This is a genomic window from Leeuwenhoekiella sp. H156 (assembly GCF_052218455.1).
In the GTDB taxonomy this organism is placed as follows: domain Bacteria; phylum Bacteroidota; class Bacteroidia; order Flavobacteriales; family Flavobacteriaceae; genus Leeuwenhoekiella; species Leeuwenhoekiella parthenopeia.
The window spans coordinates 3800951-3821909 of the sequence record NZ_CP197499.1 but is presented as its reverse complement, the minus strand read 5'-3'; the positions used below and the strand labels follow the sequence as shown (position 1 = coordinate 3821909).

17 protein-coding genes are annotated in these 20959 nt (G+C 42.0%); 9 read left to right on the top strand and 8 right to left on the bottom strand.

Annotated elements, in window-relative coordinates:
• Positions 1-29 precede the first annotated feature (29 nt).
• The 8 genes from ACSSS3_RS16175 (at position 30) to rplT (ending at position 8497) form a co-directional block, all read left to right on the top strand.
• The gene (locus tag ACSSS3_RS16175; protein WP_442845490.1) at positions 30-236 is read left to right on the top strand and encodes a (4Fe-4S)-binding protein; all 207 of its coding nucleotides are present in this window, start codon (positions 30-32) and stop codon (positions 234-236) included.
• Positions 237-240: 4 nt separating this feature from the next.
• Entirely contained in the window at positions 241-525 is a 285-nt protein-coding gene (locus ACSSS3_RS16170) for a GNAT family N-acetyltransferase (protein WP_442845489.1), read from the top strand.
• 114 nt (positions 526-639) lie between these two features.
• Positions 640-2208 (top strand): carboxylesterase/lipase family protein, encoded by a 1569-nt coding sequence (locus ACSSS3_RS16165; RefSeq protein ID WP_442845488.1) that lies wholly within the window; start codon positions 640-642, stop codon positions 2206-2208.
• A gap of 211 nt (positions 2209-2419) precedes the next feature.
• Positions 2420-4813, top strand: coding sequence for an erythromycin esterase family protein (locus ACSSS3_RS16160; protein WP_442845487.1), 2394 nt, complete (start codon positions 2420-2422; stop codon positions 4811-4813).
• Between the two features lie 391 nt (positions 4814-5204).
• A complete protein-coding gene (gene thrS, locus ACSSS3_RS16155; protein ID WP_442845486.1) occupies positions 5205-7151 on the top strand; it encodes a threonine--tRNA ligase in 1947 nt (648 codons plus the stop codon).
• A 22-nt stretch (positions 7152-7173) separates the two neighbouring features.
• Positions 7174-7725 carry a translation initiation factor IF-3 gene (infC, locus tag ACSSS3_RS16150; protein WP_350355210.1) on the top strand — a complete coding sequence of 184 codons (552 nt, stop codon included), beginning with the start codon at positions 7174-7176 and terminating at the stop codon, positions 7723-7725.
• Between the two features lie 124 nt (positions 7726-7849).
• Positions 7850-8047, top strand: coding sequence for a 50S ribosomal protein L35 (gene rpmI, locus ACSSS3_RS16145; protein ID WP_009780460.1), 198 nt, complete (start codon positions 7850-7852; stop codon positions 8045-8047).
• 105 nt (positions 8048-8152) lie between these two features.
• Complete coding sequence (rplT, locus tag ACSSS3_RS16140; RefSeq protein WP_228230461.1) at positions 8153-8497, top strand: 50S ribosomal protein L20; 345 nt, start codon at positions 8153-8155, stop codon at positions 8495-8497.
• 179 nt (positions 8498-8676) lie between these two features.
• Here the strand turns inward: rplT and ACSSS3_RS16135 are convergent, their stop codons facing one another.
• From ACSSS3_RS16135 to guaA, 3 genes are all read right to left on the bottom strand, one after another.
• On the bottom strand, positions 8677-9081 hold the full coding sequence (locus ACSSS3_RS16135) for an OsmC family protein (protein WP_442845485.1): 405 nt from the start codon (positions 9079-9081) through the stop codon (positions 8677-8679).
• Between the two features lie 2 nt (positions 9082-9083).
• The gene (locus ACSSS3_RS16130; protein ID WP_442845484.1) at positions 9084-11063 is read right to left on the bottom strand and encodes a LysM peptidoglycan-binding domain-containing protein; all 1980 of its coding nucleotides are present in this window, start codon (positions 11061-11063) and stop codon (positions 9084-9086) included.
• An 85-nt stretch (positions 11064-11148) separates the two neighbouring features.
• Positions 11149-12681, bottom strand: coding sequence for a glutamine-hydrolyzing GMP synthase (gene guaA / locus ACSSS3_RS16125; protein ID WP_442845483.1), 1533 nt, complete (start codon positions 12679-12681; stop codon positions 11149-11151).
• A 437-nt stretch (positions 12682-13118) separates the two neighbouring features.
• Here guaA and ACSSS3_RS16120 point away from each other — a divergent pair, with 437 nt between their 5' ends.
• Positions 13119-13853, top strand: coding sequence for an XRE family transcriptional regulator (locus ACSSS3_RS16120; RefSeq protein ID WP_228230456.1), 735 nt, complete (start codon positions 13119-13121; stop codon positions 13851-13853).
• A 68-nt stretch (positions 13854-13921) separates the two neighbouring features.
• On the opposite strand, the gene ACSSS3_RS16115 is transcribed toward ACSSS3_RS16120, so the two are convergent.
• From ACSSS3_RS16115 to ACSSS3_RS16095, 5 genes are all read right to left on the bottom strand, one after another.
• Positions 13922-14812, bottom strand: coding sequence for an anti-sigma factor (locus ACSSS3_RS16115; protein ID WP_442845482.1), 891 nt, complete (start codon positions 14810-14812; stop codon positions 13922-13924).
• A gap of 117 nt (positions 14813-14929) precedes the next feature.
• Positions 14930-17194 (bottom strand): aconitate hydratase, encoded by a 2265-nt coding sequence (locus ACSSS3_RS16110; protein ID WP_442845481.1) that lies wholly within the window; start codon positions 17192-17194, stop codon positions 14930-14932.
• Positions 17195-17440: 246 nt separating this feature from the next.
• The gene (locus tag ACSSS3_RS16105; RefSeq protein WP_442845480.1) at positions 17441-18394 is read right to left on the bottom strand and encodes an AAA family ATPase; all 954 of its coding nucleotides are present in this window, start codon (positions 18392-18394) and stop codon (positions 17441-17443) included.
• Between the two features lie 4 nt (positions 18395-18398).
• Positions 18399-19823, bottom strand: a complete 1425-nt coding sequence (locus ACSSS3_RS16100) for a peptidylprolyl isomerase (RefSeq protein ID WP_350355209.1) — start codon at positions 19821-19823, stop codon at positions 18399-18401.
• Entirely contained in the window at positions 19807-20718 is a 912-nt protein-coding gene (locus tag ACSSS3_RS16095) for a peptidyl-prolyl cis-trans isomerase (RefSeq protein ID WP_442845479.1), read from the bottom strand. Before ACSSS3_RS16095 ends, ACSSS3_RS16100 begins: the two co-directional genes overlap by 17 nt.
• Between the last annotated feature and the right edge of the window lie 241 nt (positions 20719-20959).

Genomic DNA, 20959 nt, shown 5'->3' with positions numbered 1-20959 from the left:
AGTCTAATCCTTACCTTAAAAATCGCGTTATGGCATCTAAAACCTATACCAACGGCGACGTCACCATCCTGTGGCAACCCGAAAAATGCATCCACTCCGGCGTTTGCGTAAAAACCCTGCCGCAGGTGTACAATCCCAAAGAAAAACCCTGGATCAAACCCGAAAATGCCACTTCGCAAGCATTGATCAATCAGGTTGCCTTGTGTCCTTCCGGAGCCTTGAGCATAAAAAACTAATGCGATGACTAAAGTAGAATACGAACAAAACGAGCGCAAAGGCCGCTTTGTCATTTACGAAGACGCTGTTTTTGCGGGAGAAATGACCTACACCTGGGCCGGAACCGGCAAATTTATCATTGATCACACCGGTATTGAAGAAGGCTTTAACGGCAAAGGTTTTGGTAAAAAATTACTGGAACAGGCAGTCGCTTTCGCCCGGGAACAAGAAGTAAAAATCCTGCCCCTCTGCCCCTTTGCCAAAGCTCAATTCGACAAAGACCAGAACCTTGCAGATGTGCGTTATTAACCGCCTTCAAAAACATGATTTGTTGAAATACAGACATTAAGATTTCCGGAATGTGGGTATCTGATTTTTTAGTGTTAATTTAACACTACTTAATTCATTCACCGGAAACACATTATGAAATCAACACCTATTAAAATAATTCTGTTCATCTTCTTTACAGGATTCGGTTTAACTGCCTGCAAAACGGAAGCCGAGAAACCGAAAGAACAAAGTCTGGTTGTACAAACCACCAATGGCAAAATCAAAGGAAGTTTAAACGACAGCGTTTATGCCTATAAAGGCATTCCTTATGCTCAGGCGGAACGCTTTATGCCTCCGCAGGATCCTGAGGCCTGGGAAGCGGTACGGGAAACCACCGAGTTTGGACCGGTAGCCCGGCAGGTTGTGCCCTGGTATCCCGATTCGGTACAAAGTGAGAAAGAACTGTATAGTTTAAACGTCTGGAGCCGTGGCATAAACGACGGTAAAAAACGTCCGGTGATGGTGTGGCTGCACGGTGGCGGCTTTTTTGTGGGTGCCAGCAACGACCCCATGACCTATGGCGAAGCTCTGGCTAAAAAAGGAGATATCGTTGTGGTTTCTGTGAATCACCGCCTGAATATTCTAGGCTTTTTAGATCTTTCGGCTTATGGAGATGCGTACGCAAAGTCGGCCAACGTAGGTATGCTCGATATCGTGAAGGCTTTAGAATGGACTAAAAATAACATCGCCAATTTTGGCGGGGATCCCGCAGATGTAACTATTGTAGGCGAATCAGGTGGCGGCGGAAAAGTGGGCACCCTGATGTGTATGCCTGCGGCGAAAGGCCTATTTAATAAAGCCATCATTCAGAGCGGTACGCTAATCAATTCGATGACTAAAGAAAAATCTCAGGCACTGGCAGCAAAAGTTTTGGAAAAACTGAACATCACTCCCGACGAACTCAATAAGCTTGACACGCTAGATTACAAGGCGCTGGTAAAGGCGGGTAATGAAGCGGTAGCCGAAATGGGGGGAGCCCGAACTCCGGGGTCTGCGGGTATGTTTGGCTTTGCTCCTTCCGCCGATGGAGATGTATTGCTACAGCAGCCGTTTAGCCCCGGTTTTGCAGATATCTCCAAAGATATTCCGGTGATGATTGGTTCTACTTTAAACGAAATGATGCCGGTCGCTTACGGCAATAAAAGCCTGACTTTAGAACAGGCCAAAGATACTTTAGCTCAGCAATACGGCGACCGCACCGACGAATACGTTGAACTGTACGCAAAAGCCTACCCTGATTTTACACCGCAGGATTTGCTTTCAATTGACAAGACCTTTCGCCCCTACACCATTCGTACCGCAGACGCAAGAGCCGAAGAATCAAGCGCGCCGGTATATGCTTATATACTCACCTGGAAAAGTCCGGTGGAGGATTACTCCAAAGGTTCGTTTCACGGTTTAGACATTCCGCTGGCCTTTAATACGGTTGATCTCAGACCCGATTGGACCGGAGAATCAAAAGAAGCCTGGGAACTGGCAGACAAGATGAGCTTGGCCTGGATCAACTTTGTAAAAACCGCAAACCCGAATGTCGAAGGTGTACTTCCACAATGGGAGCCTTACACGGCAGAAAACGGAGCTACGATGTACTTTGATAACCAATGTAAAATTGTTTACAACCACGACCGGGAATTGATGAATTTCATCAGACCCCTGGAATAAAAAACCAGACAATAGTTTAATACAAGGGTTTTTAATAAAAATGACAAAACGGGCCGTAAAATGGCTCGTTTTTCTTTTGAAATGTGTCGACATATCTTCTAAATACTGCAACATTAAAATTTAAAACGAGTAATTATTTCAAGTCTTAGTAAAGACCGTGTCATAAAAGCCAGTTGTTGCCTCGCTTCTACTTTGCACCATATATCTGCGTATGAAATTAAAATACACCTTCCTTTTTTGCATACTTAGTCTAATCACTCGCGCTCAGGATTTGAAAATTCATGAGCTTCTTCCTCCCGAAACCAATCAGATTTCAGATTTGTCATTTCTTGAGACTGAATTGAAGAACAGGCAGCTCGTTATGCTGGGGGAACAAACCCATATGTACGGAAACATATTTGAGATGAAGGCACGTATTGTAGAATACCTGCATCAGCAACTGGGATTTAAAACCATTGCAATAGAATCTCCGATGTACGATATCTGGAAAATAAATCAGAGTGATTTTGATTCAAAAAAATTGAATGATGCAGTCTGGGGCGTTTGGTCAAACACAACAGAGTTTCAGCGACTGGTCAACTACATAAAAGATAATGATCTAAAAGTAATAGGTTTTGACACGCAGATAATAAATACCCAGCAATTTATAGAAGACTTTTTTGATTTCCTGGAAAATCGGGAACTTGAATTGAAACTGGATGAAGATGATATGGGTATCATCATCGAAGGGGTTTTAGATAATGGGGCTTTTGATGAGGAGGATATAAATTTTAATCTCTATGAAAATGAGCTCAAACGAATCCTTCGCGAACTGGAAAAATCAGAATCTGATGAAACCAACTATTATTGGAATCAATTTATAAAAAACCTTCTGGCCTGCTCCCGGGACGCTTATTACAATACCGAAGAAATCCTGACTACAGATTTCGCCAATAAAAACTACAATATACGCGATGCGCAAATGGCAGATAATCTGCTGAGCTACTTAGGTCGTAATCCTGATGAAAAGATCCTGGTTTGGGCAGACAACATTCATATCATTAATGATATGACAAGCATTAAAAAGCCGGTCGTAAAGGAATTTCTTCCTATGGGTTCCTACATTCATAAGGCTTTACGCGAAAAGGCATACAGCCTGGCCACACTTCACGCCAATGATTCCCTTTTTGATCTGGGAACCAAAAAATGGGAAGCTACGCCTGTTAAAAAAGGTTCTTTTGAGTACGAACTAAGTTCCTTTACCCATCCGTATCTGTTTATTACCTCAAGTCAGGAGGCCATGCACAGAACCCGGGATACGCGCCTGCTCAACTTTATCGATTTTACAGAAGCACGGTTGGATGAGCTCTACGACGGCTACGTATTCCTCAAAAATGCGAAATTACCTATCGGTGAAACGCCAAAGGATACCGTCAATATTCCGAAAAGACCTTTGGTTAATACCAAGAAAATTAACCCAGTTAAAAATGGCGAAAATCTTATTCTTAAAGGACAGGTTTTGGATACTAAAAGTGGAAAGCCTGTGCCCTTTGCAACCCTGATTCTCAAAAGCGAAGAAGTATACCGGGTCGCCGATGAAGAGGGGTATTTTGAACTCCCTGTTAAAAAAGAGGCGATGCAGACTGCTCTATTAGAACTCTCTTCTCTGGGTTTTGAAACCCGAAAAATTGCGCTTAAGGATCTAAACGAACAAGTTTATCTGGAACCCAAATTTGAAGAATTAAACGAAGTTGTGATAACGGGTTACCTTTCTCCACTTGCGGTTCTTAAAAAAGCGATCTCCAAAAAGAAAACCAATCATCCTGTAGATCCTTTCAATTTTCAACGGTACGGCAAGGTGATCTTAAATACCAATGACACTAATGAACTGGACTTCGAGGTAGTAACCAAGGATTACGATAGGGGTTATTTATCCCCTTACGTTATCACTCAAAAAGTGGAACAAATTAAATGGAATACCAATCGAAATCCTGAAAAGTACCAAAATACAGGTCAGTTCTTTTCATACAGACAAAATGCAATAAGATATTCCAATATCCTGCATAAAAGAAAATATAAGAAGTTTGAATTGAATTTTATCAAATCCAATCAGCCCGAAGACGAGAATACCTTTATTATTGCCTTTCAGACTGAAAGAAACAAATGGAATTATACCAATCGAGGTTATCCCACCAGCTATTCCGGGAGGGTTTATATTGATAAACAAAGCTTTGCTATAGTAAAGGTTGTGGAAAACTGGGAAACGACTCTCAACCGGGATGAAATAAAAATCTATTACAAAGGCTATCCCGGTTATGATGATATACAGGAAACCACCATCAAGGAGGAAAACGTGTGTACGTATTCCCCTATTAGTGACGACGGTAAGTACTACGCCAACCGTTATTTTAACAGAAAATACAGTGAATTCTTAAATACCGAAAACAAAAGAAGTCATAGAATATTGGAATTAGACTCGTATTTATTCGATTTTGAATTGAATGATGTGGAAACTATAGAATTTGAGTGGAAACAAAAAGATCAAAGCCTTCTAAATCGTGTTAACTATAACCCGGCTTTTTGGGACTCCTTTTATGAAAAGCTTAGGCTAAGTAAGATAAATTAAGAGAGTAAACCTGCTCAACCCGACTCTTCTAAATTACGCAGCTCTAAACTCCCTAAAACCAGTCAATCAGAGTATCTGACCTTAAATCTGATGATACTCTTGGTTATTCCGAATTTATAATTCTAAAACTGCTGTAAACAGGTTGCGGTGTTCAACGGATCGTATGCCAGGCCTATTCCAGATTTGTCAGGAGCATATTCGGAAAGTAATCACGATGAAACACCTGTATATTTCATAAAAATCCAATTGCTAATTTCAATCATCTGAGAAGCTGATTTTTGATGGGAATTGAGGTTCGTTGCCTGTAGTTAGGGCTCCATTTTAATTTTTAAAAACAGGCATCCGTTTTTCGCCCGAAAGCCCTTATCTTTGCTGCCTTAAATTTTGTACTATGATCCAGGTTACTTTGCCAGACGGCAGTGTAAAAGAATTTGAAAGCGGCGTCACTCCTTTTGACGTGGCAAACAGCATCAGTGCAGGGCTCGCGCGCAACGTGATTTCTGCCAAATACAACGGGCAAACCGTTGAAATCACCACTCCCCTTACCACGGATGGTGCGCTGGTTCTTTTTACCTGGAACGATGAGGAAGGAAAAAAAGCCTTTTGGCACTCTTCGGCACACATTCTCGCTCAGGCGCTTGAAGAATTGTATCCGGGAGTTAAGCTAACCATTGGTCCCGCCATTGAAAAGGGTTTTTACTATGATGTTGATCTGGGAGATCGTTCGCTAAGCGAAAACGACTTTAAAAAGATCGAAGACAAAATGCTTGAAATCGCACGCGGCAAGCACGAGTTTAGCATGCGCAGTGTTTCTAAAGCAGATGCACTTGATTTCTACAAAAAACAGAATAACCCGTATAAGGTTGAATTGATTGAAAACCTGGAAGACGGAAGCATCACTTTTTGCGATCACGATACCTTTACCGATTTGTGCCGGGGTGGTCACCTGCCCAACACGGCTTTTGTAAAGGCGGTTAAACTGATGAGTGTTGCCGGTGCCTACTGGCGTGGTGATGAGAACAAACCGCAGCTTACCCGCGTGTACGGTATCTCCTTCCCCAAGCAGAAAGACCTTAAAGAATACCTCGAATTGCTTGAAGAAGCTAAAAAACGGGACCATCGCAAACTGGGGAAAGAACTTCAGCTTTTCACGTTTTCGCAGAAAGTAGGTCAGGGACTGCCATTATGGCTGCCTAAAGGTGCCGCTTTGCGGGAGCGTCTGGAAAACTTTTTAAAAGCTGCACAAAAAAAGGCAGGTTACGAAATGGTGGTTTCTCCGCACATCGGTCAGAAAGAATTGTATGTTACCTCCGGGCACTATGCCAAATACGGGGAAGACAGCTTTCAGCCCATTAAAACTCCTGCTGAAGGAGAAGAATTCCTGCTAAAACCTATGAACTGCCCACATCACTGCGAAATTTACAATTCGCAACAGTGGAGCTACCGCGATTTACCCAAACGTTTTGCTGAATTTGGTACCGTGTACCGTTATGAGCAAAGTGGTGAACTACACGGTCTTACCCGTGTACGTGGCTTTACGCAGGATGATGCGCACATATTCTGTACTCCAGATCAACTGGATGAAGAGTTTATGAAAGTGATTGACCTGGTACTGTATGTATTTGGCTCTCTTGGCTTTGAAAACTTTACTGCGCAGGTATCTTTACGCGATCCCGAGAATAAAGAAAAATACATCGGCTCTGATGCCAACTGGGAGAAGGCTGAAACTGCAATTATCAATGCTGCCAAAACCAAAGGCCTTAATTACGTTATAGAAACCGGTGAAGCCGCATTCTATGGGCCAAAGCTTGACTTTATGGTGAAAGATGCATTGGGAAGAAGCTGGCAGTTAGGTACTATTCAGGTAGATTATAACCTGCCCGAACGTTTTGAACTCAGCTATAAAGGCAGTGACAATGAAGAACACCGCCCGGTTATGATACACCGTGCGCCCTTTGGCAGTATGGAACGCTTTGTAGCCATTTTACTGGAGCATACAGGGGGGAACTTTCCGCTGTGGCTTATGCCTCAGCAGGCCATCGTACTCACGCTCAGCGAGAATTATGAGAAATACGCTCAAAATGTTTTAGAATTATTAGAAAATCACGAAATTCGCGCTACCATTGACGACCGTGGAGAAACAATGGGTCGTAAGATTCGGGAGGCCGAAATGCAAAAATTACCCTATATGTTGATCATTGGTGAGAAAGAAGCCAAAGATGGTACGGTTTCTGTACGTAGACATGGGGGTGAGGATTTAGGCACGATGTCAGTAGCAGATTTTGCAGGCGTGATTGAAACCGAAATCAGCAAGACCTTAAAAAAGTTTGAAGTTTAATTAAAATTTTATAGCCATAGCAATACGTAGAAAAAGATCAAAAGGGCCCGCAAGAGTCCAGAAACAAGACCAGCACAACATCAACCAAAAAATACGTGCCCGTGAGGTACGGCTTGTTGGAGATAATGTAGAAATGGGGGTTTATCCTACCAGTAAGGCATTAGAAATCGCTAATGAACAGGAATTAGATTTGGTTGAAATATCACCAAATGCAGAACCACCTGTTTGTAAGGTGATGGATTACAAGAAATTTGTTTACGAGCAGAAGAAGCGTGAAAAAGCCATTAAGGCAAAAGCTTCTAAAGTTGTCGTTAAAGAAATTCGTTTTGGTCCGAATACCGATGATCACGATTATGAGTTTAAAAAGAAGCACGCTCAGAAATTCCTTGAAGAAGGAGCAAAATTAAAAGCCTATGTATTCTTTAAAGGACGATCAATCATATATAAAGATCAGGGACAGATTTTGCTATTAAGATTAGCTCAGGATCTTGAGGATTTTGGGAAAGTCGAGCAGATGCCTAAGTTAGAGGGTAAACGTATGATTATGTTTATGGCTCCTAAAAAGACAAAATAGCCTAACGGCAATTTATAAATTTAAATCCCGTCCTTTTTTAAAGGCCGGGATTGATTTTGATAGTAAATTCGCTTTGCTTCAAAATCAAAGACAATAAGCGGAATAATTAAATAAACTAGGAATTATGCCTAAAATGAAAACAAAAGGCAGTGCTAAAAAGCGTTTCAAGCTTACAGGTACTGGTAAAATCAAAAGAAAGCATGCGTTTAAGAGTCACATCTTGACCAAAAAGTCTAAGAAACGTAAGCTTGCGTTAACTCACGATACTTTGGTACACAAAGCGGACGAGAATAACGTAAAAATTATGTTACGTCTTAAATAAGACCGTAACCGGTTCAAATTATTTTATAAACCCTGGAGTTGGGCAAAACGGTAATACGTTTTGAAAGTGACCGTAAGGTTCGCCTGCTACAAAAACAATTAAATTATGCCAAGATCAGTAAATTCAGTTGCTTCAAGAGCCCGTAGAAAAAAGGTAATGAAGCAGGCCAAAGGTTACTTTGGAAGACGTAAAAACGTCTACACCGTTGCTAAAAATGCGGTTGAAAAGGCTATGCTTTATGCATACCGCGACCGTCGTCAAAAGAAGAGAAACTTCCGTTCGTTATGGATTGCCCGTATTAATGCAGGTGCCCGTATGCACGGTTTGTCTTATTCTCAGTTTATGGGTAAAGTTAAAGCTGCAAACATCGAGCTTAACCGTAAGGTACTTGCAGATTTAGCAATGAATCACCCGGAAGCTTTTGAAGCAATCGTAAATAAAGTAAAATAGGGCTAACGCCTAATTAATTAACAATACTCCGCTTAGAACAAAAAACCCGGTCAATCGACCGGGTTTTTTATTGGTTGCGCTAAAAGCTGAACTATTTGAAAGCCAGACCAGCGACTAATTAAATAACTGCTCCTTTCCTGAACAATTACAGCTTGGCTTGAATTTGTATGGATTCGGTTCTATTTCCAATCAAAGAAAACCACTTTTTCCATATCTGGGTGTAAGCTTTGCAGCACCGGACATGTGCGCGCAGTATTCTCAAGAATCTTACGCGTCTTTTCTTCGGCTATGCCATACAACGTAAGCTTTACCTCAATTTTAGAGATTCTGCGTGGCTCTGCTGCCATAATTTTAGTGACTTCGGCAATAGATCCTTTAAGGTCTGGTGCGCCCATTTGATTTGCCTTAATTCCCATTACCGTAAGCATACAACTGGCTAAAGCCGTAGCAACCGTGTCTGTAGGTGAGAATGCCTCACCCTTGCCGTTATTATCAACAGGAGCATCGGTGATAAAGGTATTGCCCGATTGTACATGCTCACAAGAAGTGCGCAATTCACCAAGATAAACTACTTTACTGGTCATTTTTAGTCTTTTAAATAAGTACTGCTAGCCGTTTCCGGAATTTCTACCACGATCTCCTGCAAATCTTCTCCAAACTTTAGAATATAGGCCGAATTGTTATAGTATCCCGAAGAAACCGGATCCTGTATATAATGAAACTTATTCTCTACGTACTGCGTACTGTAACCGGCTTCTGCGGCCTCATATAAACTTTCAGCTGCTGCCAGTCTAAGCAGGGTATCAAAAGTAAGATCATACCCCCTTACTGCATAGCTGCTGGGCTCATAACCGTATTTCGCTTTGTAGGCATTGATAAATGAAAGCTGCTTTTCGGTATACGCGCGGTCAACAGACGGAAAGTGAAAATTAAGCTTCATCAGGCTTATGTTTGAAACATCATCGCTTTCGTACGCCGAACCTTTATCGGTAGTGAGCAGGGTGATGCGCTTACCTCCCAGTTGCGTGGAAAGGCTGGTGGTCACATTACTGATGAGTGCCACATCATTGCTTTCTAAAATCACCCAGTTCTCAATAGTCGAAGACAATTTTAACGCGAGGTTTGAGGCACTCACGTAGCCTGCGCCATTTTCACCTTTAGGAAAAACGACCTTAGCATCGGGATACAATGCCAATAGCTGGTTTTTGGTAGCCTGATTTTTACCGTCTGCAACGATCACTATATTCTTACCTCTTCCCTCCTGTTTGATGTAACGCAACATCTGTTCTTTCAAAATTTTATCGGCCGGTCTGGACTGAAACAAATTGGCCTGCATTTCAACTTCGGGAACAATAGGCGATACTACCGGGATGGCACGATCTCTTAACAAACGACTGGTTTTTTCTACATTGCTGGTTAACAACGGACCAATTACCACATTCATTTTTGCAAAGTCATTACCCCGCAAAATGCTTTCTATTTTACGATCATTGGCAGCCTGGCCATCATTGCGATCATACTGCGTGTCAAAAACGTGCAGATTGGTTGATATACCTAAAGCTTTTGCCGAATCTGCAGCCATAAGGACGCCGCTGTAAAAATCCAAAGCGATATTCATCACCCGGTCCCGTTTTAAAACCTGGCGCGCGATATCACTGGTATCGGTTTTGGTTTTGCCCAAATTAAAAGGCAGCATCACCGCTACATTTTTTGTACTGAGATTGGTGAGGTTATCTGAAAGTTTTACTGCCCCGCCGCTAACATCAAGACTTACCTCTTCAGAAAGCTTGCCCTTGGGCAATTTTAGAATCATTCCGTTTTTAAGACCTTCCTTCAAGGCAGGATTGAGTCGTACCAGCTGCTCTTCACTCATATCCCATCTGCGGGTTAGACTGAAAAGCGTTTCCTGTGGCTTTACTTCATAAAACGCATAGGTTCCCTCTTCAAGAACCGCATCGTTAGTGTACGATTTATCGGGTACATTGAGAATTGCGCCTATCTGCAGTCCGTTTTTGATTTCAGGATTCATAGACTCAAGCTCCTGAATCGTAATCCCATACATCGCAGCCAGACCATATTTGGTTTCTTTAGGCTTGACGATGTGCTTTCGGTTTGTAACCGCAGGTTTGCCAGTATCTTCAGAAACCTCGGTCCGGGTTTTGGTATTCGGTACTTTAACCACCTCGCCGCTTCGCAGTTCGGCAGTATACAAATGCGTGTTATAGCGTTTGATATCGGTTTCAGACACCTCGTATTTTTTGGAAAGCTTATACAAGGTTTCACCTTTAGCAACAGTATGCAGGATAAACTTACCGTCAGCACTTAGTTCTGAGTTTCCGGGATCAGACTGACCGCCGGGTAAAATAAGAACAAGACCGGGATAAATTCGGTTTTTAGCTTCCGGATTCAGGCGGTAAATCTCGTAAACCGTAACATTGTATTTATTGGCAATAGCCGAAATGGTTTCCCCGTCCTGCACCCGGTGACTCGAGTAGGTCTGCTGACCGATACTGGAGCAACTGAATACCATAAAAAGGAATAGAAATAGAACACTTAGGTTTCTCATTATTTTTAAATTATTTCTAAAAATCAATACCAATACCATACCCAATTGTGTTTGAAGGAAGTAAACTAAGGCTTTCTGCCGGTTCTTATTCCCATTCTATTGTAGCAGGCGGTTTTGAACTGATGTCATAGACTACTCTATTAACGCCCTTTACTTTATTTATTATATCATTTGATACTTTTTGGAGGAAGTTATAAGGCAGATTCACCCAGTCTGCAGTCATTCCGTCTGTACTTTCAACAGCCCGCAAGGCTACACATTTCTCATAGGTACGCTCATCTCCCATCACCCCTACCGAATCTACCGGTAAAAGCATGGCACCTGCCTGCCAGACCTGATCGTAAAGACCCCAGTCGCGAAGACCATTGATGAATATCGCATCAACTTCCTGCAGGATACGTACTTTCTCTGCGGTGATATCTCCCAGAATTCGAATGGCAAGGCCGGGACCGGGAAACGGATGTCTCCCTAGCAACATTGGATTCATATCCATACTGGCGCCCACACGGCGTACTTCGTCTTTAAACAGCATACGCAAGGGCTCTACGACCTGCAACTTCATAAAATCGGGTAAACCTCCTACATTGTGGTGTGATTTTATGGTTGCTGAAGGGCCGCCGGTTGCAGAAACCGATTCAATAACATCGGGGTAAATGGTACCCTGAGCGAGCCATTTTGCATTTTCTACCTGATGGGCTTCATCGTCAAAAACCTCGATAAACACACGACCGATGGTTTTACGTTTTTCTTCAGGATCACTCTTGCCGGCAAGGGCATCGAGAAAACGTTTGGAAGCATCAACGCCCTTAACGTTAAGCCCCATTCCTTCATACTGTTTAAGTACTTCTGAAAATTCGTTTTTACGGAGTAACCCGTTATTTACAAAAATACAGTGCAGGTTTTTACCAATTGCCTTGTGCAGCAACATAGCAGCAACCGAGCTGTCTACGCCTCCAGAAAGTCCCAGAATAACCTTGTCGTCACCCAGCTTCTTTTTTAACTGATCTACGGTGGTGTCTACAAAACTATCTGGTGTCCAGCTTTGCGCAACCCCGGCAATGTTAACCAGAAAATTTTCCAGTATACGTTTACCGTCTGTAGAATGATACACCTCGGGGTGAAACTGAATGGCATAGGTTTGCTCACCTTCAATGCGGTAAGCCGCGTATTCCACATCGTGGGTACTGGCCAGTTTTACCGCTCCGGTTGGTAATTTTTTTATGGTATCACTATGACTCATCCAAACCTGGCTACCCGCTTCAACGCCTTCAAAAAAGGCTTCATCTTCCTTAACCATAGAGAGGTTAGCCCGGCCATATTCGCGGGTATTGGATTGCCCTACTTCACCTCCGTGAAAATGGGCCAGATATTGTGCACCATAGCAAACCCCAAGCATCGGCTTTTTACCGCGTATCTGAGATAAGTCTGGATGTGGAGCGTCTTCTGCTCTTACAGAACTGGGTGATCCCGAAAGTATAACAGCCTTGTAGCTGCTTAAATCTTCGGGTAATTTGTTGTAGGGTTTAATTTCGCAGAAGATGTTGAGTTCCCTGATGCGCCTTGCGATCAATTGGGTGTACTGCGAACCAAAGTCTAGAATGAGTACGTTATTTTGCATAGGCAAAAATAGTATTTCTATCTAATCTGAAAGTCTGAAAATGCCGTCAAATTTTCAATAATATTTTAACAAAATGTCTGGTTTGGTTTGTCTCTAAGTGTCCAAACGAAGACATGTCTAATCAACGACCTCCCTGCAATTTATCGTACAAATAAGCCAAACAACAGATTTTCAGAAGATAAAAACCTCCATTCGGCCTGGCACAGGATTATAAAATCCTGAATGAGGTTTAAAAAACATATTGCATTATCATATTTATCCGTGAAATACTGAATAATTATCGGTTTTTAAACAAAAAGCCATTAAATACGCAAAAGTATCTTTGTTTTTTTCATTTAATAGGAATAAACAGCAGAAAATATAATTATAAACAATACAACCGGTTAAAAAAACTATATTTGTTAAGATATAAACTAACAGTCCCTAAGCTAACTTAAATGTCTATTTCCAAACAACTTAAATCCCTCCGGGAACAAGCCGCACTATCACAGAAGAAAGTGGCTGCTGAACTGGGTATCACCCAGGGAGCATACTCCCTAATCGAAAACGGTCAGAATTCTATTACCACAGATCACCTGCTTACCTTGAGCCGCCTGTATAGTGTTCCTACAGATCGTATTCTAAAGGGTTCACACAATTCGGTGATGATTAATATTTCAAACGGTTTTGTTCCGCTAATTGATGTTGAAGCCCGAGCAGGCTTTATTGAGAACAGAGACAATGAGCAATGGCTCTCTACCCTGGCTATGTTTAAATTACCCGGGTACGAACCTGTTGAAGGTCAAAAACTATTTGAGGTTGAAGGCGACAGTATGATGCCCACGCTGATGCACGGAGACATCCTGATTACGCAACATGTTGACGATCTTAGCGAAATCCTTGACGGATCTGTTGCTGTGATTGTAACTCCAAAATCGGTACTTACCAAACGTATTAAAAAAGACCTTCCTAACGATGCACTTATTCTCATAAGCGACAACAGTAAATACGAAAGTATTTCTTACCAACTCGAGAATATCCTGGAAATCCTTATCGTTCGCGGTAAAATCACCAGTTCGCTAAACGTGATTGATATGGATGCCAACAACCGCGTGAAACACCTGGAAAGTCAGGTAGATAAGCTGCAAAGCGATATGAGTAAGCTTATTGAAAAAATCAATAAAATTGTTTAATACTTCGATTTTAATCCAATAAAAAACCCGGCAACTTGCCGGGTTTTTTATTGGATTATTATTTCACGTTATTGTCTGGAAACAACCGCTCTAGGAAAAGAGAGCGTGTTCAGTTGCATATTTTGAACCTCAGGGTAGAGTTTATTTGAGGAGGGATTAGTTACCAAAGGCTGCATAACGAAGGGCGCTGTTCTGTCAAAATCTGGTTCCGGCTCAACTGAGATAAATATTTTCGTAAAAGTTAAGTTAGGTGCACTATTGAATCCTATTTGAGACAGAAAAGTCAATTCCACAAAATCTTCTCCCGGAAATTGAGGAGGGTCATTTAGTGTAGAACTATATCCTCCAAACATATCCTCTCCCGAAGATCTAGCAAATCTGCCTGTACTCAATAATTTGGTTTGGTTTGAAGCATTATCAACCTCCACCCATCCTTCGTACACCCAACCAGAGGGTAACGTAGGTAAACTAAGACCAGCTTGGGGGTTTCCTCCGTTAGGTCTTAAAAACCAAACTCCATTTTGATTATTATTGACATTGTTATCAGTAGGTGTCCATAAAGTAAAAACACCTGATGCATTTGAAAAACTTCCAAGAGATCCTTCAATAGATAAATCTGCTGAATTACCATTAAAATTACCCGATAGGATAACTGTATTGCTTATTTCAGGAGATGGGTCATTACCCGGCTCAATGCTTATTTTGATTCCGGATGCGTTGTCAACCTGACCGGTTAATGCTGAAAATTGCTGTCCATTACTCAGGTTTCTAAAACGCCCAAGAGAAATATTTTCCCCTCCCGAAACCAGCCAAACCTGATATTCGGCTCCTGGCGGTAATTGCTCAAGACGGGTAACAGACTCCAAAGTAACAGTAGTACGATCAATAGTATCATCGCTTCCTGAACAGGCTGCCAGCAGGCCGGCCGCGCATAAAGCGATTAAGTTCAATTTTTTCATGAGTAGTTTTTAATTTAAGTTGTTGTGTTTGTTAACGCAAAGAGCGCTTAAAAATTTCAATAAAAAAACCAAACTACCCGAAAGTAGTCTGGTTTTAATAAAGATTTAGCAAAATGACTAGGCGTTCTGCTTCTTGATCAGATTTAATGCAGAACCTTCACGATACCAGGTAATCTGCGCATCGTTATAGGTATGATTAGCCTTGATGGTGTCTTTACTTCCGTCTGCGTGTGTAACTTCAATAGTTAACGGCGTATCCGGCGCAAAGTTTTCGATATCTACAAAATTGAAGGTATCATCTTCCTGAATCAGGTCGTAATCATTTTCATTTGCAAAGGTCAGTGCCAGCATACCCTGCTTCTTCAGGTTTGTTTCGTGAATACGGGCAAAAGATTTTACCAGTACTGCCGCAACACCTAAGAATCTGGGCTCCATTGCCGCGTGCTCACGTGAAGAACCTTCGCCATAGTTATGATCTCCCACAACAATAGTTTTGATTCCTTTGGCTTTATATTCCCGCTGTGTATCGGGCACTCCGCCATACTCACCGGTAAGCTGATTCTTTACAAAATTTGTTTTCTTATTGTATGCATTTACAGCCCCTATCAAACAGTTGTTAGAAATGTTATCGAGGTGACCGCGGTAACGCAACCATGGTCCGGCCATAGAAATGTGGTCTGTTGTACATTTACCGAAAGCCTTAATCAGTAACTTGGCATTTTTAAGTTCGCTGTCTTTAATAGGCTCAAACGGAGTCAATAATTGCAAACGCTCGCTGTCTGGAGCAACTTTAACATCTACAGAACTACCATCTTCGGTAGGTGCCAAATAGCCGTTTTCATCAACCGCAAACCCTTCAGGCGGAAGTTCTAATCCTACCGGTACATCGAGTTTCACTTCCTGACCGTCCTCATTTAATAAGGTATCGTTCATTGGGTCAAAATCCAAACGTCCTGAAATTGCAATTGCCGCAACCATTTCGGGAGAACCTACAAATGCGTGGGTATTTGGGTTACCGTCTGCACGCTTGGAGAAGTTCCGGTTAAAGGAGTGTACAATAGTGTTTTTCTCATCCCCTTTACGGTCGCTACGATCCCACTGACCAATACACGGTCCGCAGGCGTTTGTAAATATAGTAGCTCCCAGATTTTCAAAAACTTCCAGCAAACCATCGCGCTCTGCTGTAAAACGTATTTGCTCAGAACCCGGATTGATACCGAAGTCTGACTTTGGCTTTAATTTTTTGTCAATGGCCTGTTGTGCAATTGAAGCTGCACGTGATAAATCTTCATAAGAAGAGTTGGTACATGAACCGATTAAACCCCAGTCAACTTTTAAAGGCCAATCGTTTTCTTTAGCTTTCTTGCCCAATTCTCCTACAGGGGTCGCTAAATCCGGAGTAAAGGGACCGTTAAGGTGTGGACGTAATTCTGAAAGGTTGATTTCGATCACCTGATCAAAGTACTGCTCAGGATTAGCATATACCTCGTCATCACCGGTTAGGTATTCTTTGATTTCGTTTGCTGCATCAGCAACATCGGAACGGTCTGTAGCTCTAAGGAAACGCTCCATAGACTCATCGTAACCGAAAGTAGAAGTGGTAGCACCAATCTCGGCCCCCATATTACAAATGGTTCCTTTACCGGTTGCAGAAAGATTACGCGCACCCGGTCCAAAATATTCTACAATCGCTCCGGTTCCTCCTTTTACGGTAAGAATACCGGCTACTTTAAGAATAACGTCTTTTGAAGCCGTCCAGCCGTTAAGCTCTCCGGTTAATTTAACTCCGATCAGTTTAGGAAACTTAAGTTCCCATGGCATACCGGCCATAACGTCTACTGCATCGGCACCACCTACTCCGATAGCTACCATTCCCAGACCACCGGCATTTACCGTGTGACTGTCTGTACCTATCATCATACCACCGGGGAATGCGTAGTTTTCTAAAACAACCTGGTGAATAATCCCGGCTCCTGGTTTCCAGAAACCAATACCGTATTTATTTGAAACCGATTCCAGAAAGTCAAAAACTTCATTACTGGTCTCGTTTGCACGTTTTAAATCTTTTGCCGCACCTTGTTTTGCCTGGATCAGGTGATCACAATGCACGGTAGTAGGTACCGCTACCGTTTTTTTACCCGCCTGCATAAATTGCAAAAGAGCCATCTGGGCAGTCGCATCCTGACAAGCGATACGATCTGGAGCAAAATCTACATAGTCTTTACCTCTTACAAAGGCTTTATCTGTTTTACCATCCCATAAGTGAGAATACAATATTTTTTCTGCCAGAGTTAAAGGTTTGCCAGTAACTTCGCGGGCTGCATCAACGCGCTCAGCAATCTTACTGTAAACCGATTTGATCATATCGATATCAAATGCCATATCTAAAGTTTAGTTTAATAAAAATTGAAATTAATGTATGCCCGAAAGCGCGGGAAAATTACGAAAAACCCCTCAAAATAGGAAACCCGCAAGCAGATAACCCGTTTTTAATCAAATGTGCCCAATCCTTTCGATTTACTGAAAAATATATCGATTTCGTTAATTGATTTTCAGTATTTGTCAATGAGACCATTAAGTTCTCACCAAGTCTGAAAAACACGTCTATTTAGAGTGACTCTATATTAATTACAGAAGTACCTTAATGATGTCTTCAAGCGTCAAACCTTCGGCCTCTGCCTTATAATTTTTAATCAGACGGTGTCCTAAAACACCCTGAGCCACGGCCTGAACGTTTTCGATATCGGGAGAGTATTTTCCGCGCATAGCGGCGTGGGTCTTTGCCGCAAGAATTAAATTTTGAGAAGCCCGTGGTCCCGCTCCCCAGTCTATATAATCTTTTACGATTTGAGGAGCTCCTGCTGCATGAGGTCTGGTCTTACCCACCAGCTTCACGGCATATTCAACCACATTGTCTGCCACCGGTATACGGCGTATCAATTGCTGATAGTCTATTATTTCTGAAGCGTTAAACAACGCACGTATGGAGTTGTTTTGATCTGTTGTAGTGGCCTTAACAATGGCTACCTCCTCCTCGTAGGAAGGGTATTTCAGGTTTATGGCAAACATAAAACGATCCAGCTGCGCCTCGGGCAAGGGGTAGGTTCCCTCCTGCTCAATGGGGTTTTGCGTTGCCAAAACAAAATACGGAGCATCCAGTTTGTATTGCTTACCGGCTACTGTCACTGCTTTTTCCTGCATCGCCTCGAGCAGGGCCGCCTGAGTTTTGGGAGGCGTACGGTTAATCTCGTCTGCAAGGATGATATTTGAAAATACAGGACCTTTTAAAAATTTAAAGGTTCGGTTTTCATCTAAAATCTCTGATCCCACTATATCGCTGGGCATGAGGTCCGGAGTAAACTGAATACGCTTAAAATCGAGCCCAAGGGCCTGAGCAATTGTATTCACCATCAAGGTCTTTGCCAGACCGGGAACCCCAATCAACAGTGCGTGACCACCCGAAAATATAGAGATGATTATTTGCTCAACAACCGTTTCCTGACCAATGACTACCCGGCCAATCTCTTTTTTTAGGTCGTTAAAACGGTTTACAAGGGCATCAATAGCCTTGGCATCAGACATAAAATTAATTTTTTAACCAGTTACTGCTGTATTCACACGTTCTGTAATCGCCGTTTAATTTAATATAGGTTTCGGCGATTTTTTCATTTTGCCATTTCTCAATCGCTTTGATTTGTTTGGCCTGCAATGCAAAGTTTTTGATTTTCACATAATCAATAACAAAATCGGCCTCGTGCTCATCAATACGGTCAGATACGGTATAAATCTCGTAACGGGTTTTACCGGTACGGGTAGGATTGTTAAAAGGAATGGAAACTTCCCCTTCTTTAAGGTTTTGCACTTTGGGATACAATTCTGTAGGCAGGTTTTTCAACTCAAACATACGATCCTGAGTAACCGGATTGATCATAATACCGCCGTCGCTAGCCGTCTCCTTTTCATCTGAAAACTCTCTGGCAGCCTCTTCAAAAGTGATTTCGCCAGCTTCAATACGCGCCTTAATTTTATCTATTTTTTCCTTAGCATCAGCCTCTGCCTGTGCCGTCACTTTCGGAATACGCAGAATGTGTCTTAAATCAATTTTCTGACCGCGTATTTTTTCAACTTTAATTATATGATAGCCAAACTCGGTCTCAAAAGGCTTACTTACTTCACCTTCCTGAAGACTGAACGCCACATCTCTAAATTCTTTTACAAACTGAGACTTTCGGTCTACATCGCGTATAAGACCACCATCACCACGGGTTGACTCATCTTCAGACCATAATACGGCTTTAGTGGCAAAGCTGCTTCCATTTTCAACGATATCTTCACGATAGCCATTAAGCTGGTCTATAACTTTTTGCTTTTCTTCCTGAGGAACTTCCGGAATGATTTGAATTTTAGAAATCTCGAGCTCTACGCCAAACTGCGGCAAACCATCTTTCTCAAGCTGCTTGTAGTATTCCCGTATTTCTTCTGGAGTAACTTCAATTTCTTCTACAATTTTTTGCTGCATGGCTTTAGCCAATTCCTGATTGCGGTTAAGTTCAAACAAATCTTTGCGCAGATCAGACATTTTTTCTTTTCGGTAAAACTGAAGCACTTTTTCTTCCGATCCCAACTGATTGATGAAGTAATCGATTTGTTGCTGGGTGTACGAACGCACCTGATCTTCTGAAATGCTCACACTGTCTACTACCGCATGATGAGCATAGAGTTTATCTTCCATCAGCTTATCAAGCACTTTACAGTTTGATAAATCCTGAGTTTCTACCTTTTGCTGCTTTAGAGACTCTATGGCCTGATCAATGTCACTTTCCAAAATAACATACTCCCCCACAACTGCGGCAACACCATCTACTTTAAAAGTGGTTCCCGTGGTAAGTGGCTTATCTGCAGCCTGCGCGATTTCTTCCTGAGCCTGGGTATTGATGATTTCCTGAGCGCTCAAGGAGCCTGCAGTAAGGAAAACAAGGAGACTAAACGATAGGTTAATTATAGACTTCAAATTGTTTATTTTTAATTGCATCTTTAGTAATATTTTTTTCTAAATCTTTAATCAGTTCGAGCTTTCTACGGTTGAGTAAAATTTGCTTAACTGTAGGTTTTACGTACTCTAAGGGCGCTTCCTGATTACGCTTAAGGCGGTCATTTACCGCGATCAAATATAGCCCTAATGAATCACGCAGCTGAATAAAATCAGTTTTATTTAAAACCCGGTCGCTGTTTTCAAGATTGACTGCGGGAATGGTAGCCACTACTTTATCGAGACGTATCCAGGTAGAATCGTTCAAATAATGTGCCTTAAACTGTACCGCAACAGAATCGAGATAGCGCCTGTCTTCCTTATTAAAGCGAATAAACCTGCTTTTGATGGTCTCTATATTGTAATCATTTTCGCTGAGATGAATGTAACGCAATTTGAGTAATTCCTCATTCAGCTTAAAATTCCCGGGATTGTTATCATAAAAGGCTTTTGCCTCTGCGTCGGTAACCGTACTGTCCATATTGCGCGCCACCAATGCATCTTTGTAGGCCTGTGCGTATAAGTCTGATTTGTATTGCGCTACAAGATCTTCAAGCCGTTGCTGTTCCTCCACGGGAATGTTGAGTTTTGCACCTTTCATTAGGAGTTTTTGTGTGGCCCAGCGCGTAATAAAGCTAGAAACTACCAGCGTGCTGTCTTCTGCACTCATACCCGGCACGACCAACTCTTCAACATCGGTTTTGTATAAATACTCGTCTCCCACACGTGCCACAGGTTCACCCGTAGGATTTGTGGTCTTGAAGTACTCGCAGGAAGTTAGCAAACCTGCGATCATCAATACGAAAATACCTGGTTTAAAACGATGTATCATAAATATAGAGCAAACCCAGACTGTCCCGGCAATTCTGATTTTCACTAAAAGACTTTTAAGAAAATCAGCTGTTGCACAATTTTTTTTGAATTGCCAAAATTAAGCAATATCTGCAAGTTAGCGTCACTAAAGCAAATCTGGCAGTATTCTTCAATCATAGGCTCGAACAGATCCTCATTAGTACTCTGATTGCTAGATTATTACTTAAAATGAAACGAATTCTAAAACTGCTGTTAAAAGCAAAATCTGCTAGAGCAAGCCACAGGTAAGACTTACCTTTGCAACT